Source organism: Aneurinibacillus sp. UBA3580 (assembly GCF_002375825.1).
Classification (GTDB): domain Bacteria; phylum Bacillota; class Bacilli; order Aneurinibacillales; family Aneurinibacillaceae; genus Aneurinibacillus; species Aneurinibacillus danicus.
Genome location: NZ_DFMZ01000131.1, coordinates 755 through 4,820, shown reverse-complemented (window position 1 = coordinate 4,820; position 4,066 = coordinate 755). Strand labels below are relative to the sequence as shown.

Annotated in this window: 4 protein-coding genes; 1 reads left to right on the top strand and 3 read right to left on the bottom strand. The window is 48.8% G+C overall.

What is annotated here, in order from left to right:
* A partial coding sequence (locus B2899_RS17350) for a L,D-transpeptidase (RefSeq protein ID WP_286887395.1) occupies positions 1-1,215 on the top strand: 1,215 nt, incomplete at its 5' end.
* A 123-nt stretch (positions 1,216-1,338) separates the two neighbouring features.
* Here the strand turns inward: B2899_RS17350 and B2899_RS17345 are convergent.
* From B2899_RS17345 to liaF, 3 genes are read right to left on the bottom strand one after another with little or no spacing between them, the layout of a single operon-like run.
* A complete protein-coding gene (locus B2899_RS17345) occupies positions 1,339-1,986 on the bottom strand; it encodes a response regulator (protein WP_146810188.1) in 648 nt (215 codons plus the stop codon).
* Between the two features lie 23 nt (positions 1,987-2,009).
* Positions 2,010-3,104: a HAMP domain-containing sensor histidine kinase gene (locus B2899_RS17340; protein ID WP_246147313.1), complete on the bottom strand. Its 1,095-nt coding sequence runs from the start codon at positions 3,102-3,104 to the stop codon at positions 2,010-2,012.
* A gap of 12 nt (positions 3,105-3,116) precedes the next feature.
* Positions 3,117-3,932 carry a cell wall-active antibiotics response protein LiaF gene (liaF, locus tag B2899_RS17335; RefSeq protein ID WP_286887390.1) on the bottom strand — a complete coding sequence of 272 codons (816 nt, stop codon included), beginning with the start codon at positions 3,930-3,932 and terminating at the stop codon, positions 3,117-3,119.
* Positions 3,933-4,066: the final 134 nt, after the last annotated feature.

Below are 4,066 nucleotides of genomic sequence, written 5' to 3'. Positions count from 1 at the left end.
CCTTCGTACCACAAAAGTCAGCCTCTTTCCCATCATTTTCATGTCGGGGTTGCGGCTGAGACGCCATGGTGGTTTTGTTCCTATAAAGGGGATAGAAGAATGAAAACAATCATCAAAATCATCAGTATATTCCTCGTTTTCTTTTACTTTCAATTTTTTCCGCAGCAGCGTGTAGAAGCACCGCCCGGGCAGGTACCAGAACCTTTTTATGAAGTGGTGGGTGTACCGACAGGCCAGACACCTGGGCAACTGCGTGAGCAATTGCACCGCTACATCAATAAAAGAAACTATCCTCCGGGCAAGGTGCCAATCATTGTGGGTGTTCCACAGGTTCGTTTTATTCCTGTTTATACGCCGCTTCCTTTCTATCAACCAAATTCGCTTTCATATATTGCCTACAATAGCGGGGAAGAGATGACGTTTTTTGATCCGAACTGTCTCTGCGATAATAACCCCGAAGTAAGACGTATAAAGAAAAAAATCGCGCTCCAGCGCAGCAGTCTTGAGAAACTGCTCGTCATGCGGAGCGCGTTATACAATTACTATTTATATAACAGGAAATTACCGGAGACGCTGTCAGAATTAACAGGCCCATTTCCAAAAAACTATCTGTCACAAATTCCATTCAGCCAACCAGTACACAGCGGAACTGTTCCTGCTTTGGAGAATACGGGGATTATCTACCAGCCTGAGCTTCTTCAGCCGGGGCAGGTGTGGCAGACAATGGATGACGTGCTGCGCATAGGCGGGATGCCTGAGCCGAGTATAGCATTGGAGCCGCTTGAGGTCGTCGTCTACCAATCTTCGTTTCGTATGATTGTATATAGCGGCCCGTATACGGTACGCTCTTATTACATCGGTTTGGGGGCAGAGCATCGCACACCCGTGGGCGTCTATTTTATTCGCTTAAAAGTCAGTGAACCGCTATCCCAGAGCAAAGTATACGGCACCCGTGGTCTTGTACTAAGCGATACGGATTACGCCATTCATGGAACGAATAACCCCAAGTCCATCGGCAAATCCATGTCCAAAGGCTGCGTACGCCTGCATAACGTTCAGGTGGAAGAACTGTTTAGCATGGCTGCTCTGGGAACAAAAGTGACCATTACCGAAGGCGCGGCCCCCGGCTTCCATCAGCCCAACGCTCCCCTCTTCCATCTGAAAGCGCGCAAAGACGAAGAAAACCCACACCAAGTCTATTATTGGAAGCACTAAAACAATCAGGGCACTTCTTTCCAGTTGAAGAAAATGCACGAATATCTTCTCTATTCAATGATACGCGTACTTCTTTCTGTGCGCCTTTAACTTCTCAGTCCAGGCACAGAAGAAGCGTGCGGATTATTTACTGATTCCATGTCGGTGCGCATAAATCGCCGCCTGCGTACGATCTTCTACGCCGAGCTTGCTCAGAATGTTGCTGACATGCGTTTTGACGGTTTTAATGCCTATATAAAGCTCATCTGCAATTTCTTGATTCGATTTCCCCTGGCCCAGCAAGCACAGTACCTCAAGTTCACGATTGGTACACTGTTCATGAGGAGGTGCTTCTTCCGTCGTCCGCTGACGAAAGCGTGACATAATTTTTCCGGCCACCTGTGCTTCTAACACCGGTTGCCCGCAGTACGCCTGACGAATGGCCTGAGCAATCTCCTGAGCGCGGGCCGTTTTCAGAATGTAGCTGAATGCTCCCGCTTCAATTACCGGATACACTTTCTCGTCATCGATAAAGCTCGTTAACACAATTACCTTACCCTCCGGGTGAATGAGCTTCATCCGCCGGGTCGTCTCAATTCCATCCATGCCTTCCATCACCAAATCCATCAAGATGACATCCGGTTTCGTCTGCTCGGCGATTTTTAGTCCTTCTGCTCCGCTGCATGCTTCACCGACGACTTCGATCCCGTCTTCTGTCGACAAAAAAGCAACCAAGCCCATCCGTACCATCTCATGGTCATCAATCAATAACACTTTAATCGCTTCACTCATGCTATCTCCTCCGTCTTTCATCCCTATCCGACAAACGGAACGGTCACTTCGATCATCGTACCATGGCCCGGAGCCGAAGATACGACCAGCACACCGCCGATTTCCGCCACGCGCTCCTCCATCAGTTTCATTCCATAGGACGAGGACTTCTTCTCTTCTCCTTCCGCAAATCCGATGCCGTCATCCGTTATCCTAAGTCGCATCTGATTCTGCATCTTCACCAGTTTTACTTCCAGTTTGGTTGCCCTGGCATGACGCAGCGCGTTGGATAACGCTTCCTGTAAAATGCGGAACAGATGGTCCTCCATTCCCTTCGACAAAGAGGGAATGTCATCAATCTGCCAGGATAATTCGAGAGAATGCTTTGTTTGCAATTCGATAAGCAGCCCCTCAATTCCTTCACGCAGAGACTTCCCTTCCAACTGCGTCGGCCTCAGATGCAGAAGCAGGGCGCGCATCTCGGACTGGGCGGCTGCCGCCATCTCTTCCACCAGTTCTACCTGCCGACTCGCCTTCTCCGGATTCTGGCTTAATGTCCGTCTGACCGCTGCCATCGTCATCGAGATAGCAAACAACTGCTGGCTCACCGCGTCATGTAACTCTCGTGCCAGGCGCTGCCGCTCCTCGTTTACTGCTGACTGCTTGACCTGTTCCGTCAGCTCTGCGTTATGGGCGGAGAGGCGCTGCAGAGAAAGCACCTGCTGCTGGAAGCGAATTGTCATCTCGTTTAACCTCTCACCAAGCAGGCCAACCTCATCTTCTCCGAGATACGGTACCCGTGTAGATAGATTGCCTCTCTCAATCAACATTGCCGATTGCAGAAGAATTTCCACTCGTTTTTTCATTAGGTTTCCATAGATATATCCAGCGCTCGTTCCGACGAGTGCCGCCACCAGGCACAAAAACAGAAGCATAACGAAAGCGAACAAAATGCCCGGAAACATAGGAAAGTTCCAGCCAAGCTTGTCAAGCACCCACTGCTTCAACGTCGGCACGCTCGTCATCTCATACCAAATAAAGCAAAAAATAACACTCCCTGCGGTGACGGCACCCACGCTGCCCCACAGAGATTGCCGCATAAATTGCCACTGGATGTTGGTCAGCCTACGCTCTGACACTTTACTCCTCCCCTACAACTGAATGACATCGATATCACCGATGAGCAGGCTCACTACGAGCCGCACCCGCTTGCTCGAATCAGGGTAGCCCGAAGTTGCAAGGGTCATGCTGCGATTAATTCCTCCCTGCTTATTTCCGAACACATCAATATCACCGAAATTAATGCTTGCCGTCAACGAAATATCGAGATCGTACGGCACGTAAATGTCCACATTTCCAATCCATCCATTAATAATAATGACGGTTTCGCCATCGGGAATGTATGCACGTGACAGATCAATTTTTACATCACCGATGCCATGCCATACATTCATGTCCTGCAATTCCCAACGGCTCCCCGTCAAAAACAAATTACCGATGAGGGAGTGCTTATGCTGGGGTGAATGGAGCGAATATCTGCTCATGAACGGTTCCTCGTATTCATTCGCCCTTTTCGATAGGCCCTCCCGCTCAGTCACAGGCTCAGATTTTTCACTATTTTGTGCCGGTTTAGACGGCGTTGCAATCTCGATTTCTTTGTTTTTTCCCTTAATTAAACGGTAGCCGAAATAAATAAACAGCAGAGAAAGCGTCAATCCAATCACTCGTCCCGGATCGATGCCCAGCCAGTAGGAGAGGAACCCGGTTCCTCCGATAAACAGAAAAATACCGCCACCTACCCGCTTACCCCGCTGCAATGATTTTAGACCAAAATATAGAAAAAGAAACGGAAAGAGACCCGCCGGGTTAAAATCTTTCAGTCCCAGCATATCAAATAAAATGCCGATGCCGGCAAAAATAATCGCAATTCCAAACAAGTACGAAAACAAACGCGATCCTCTCGCCACTTCTCCACCTCCCTTGCTATATAGATCAATCTTACTATATATCGACATTCTTTTTCTTTCTTCATCTTAGCCAGCTTTCTTCGTCCGAAAAACTGGCTTTAGATTGGTTTTCCTCTCCGTCTTAAGACGGAGAG

What these genes read in the sequence shown, in the direction of transcription:
- B2899_RS17345 (WP_146810188.1), bottom strand. Translation starts at nt 1,986, where the DNA reads ATGAGTGAAGCGATTAAAGTGTTATTGATTGATGACCATGAGATGGTA.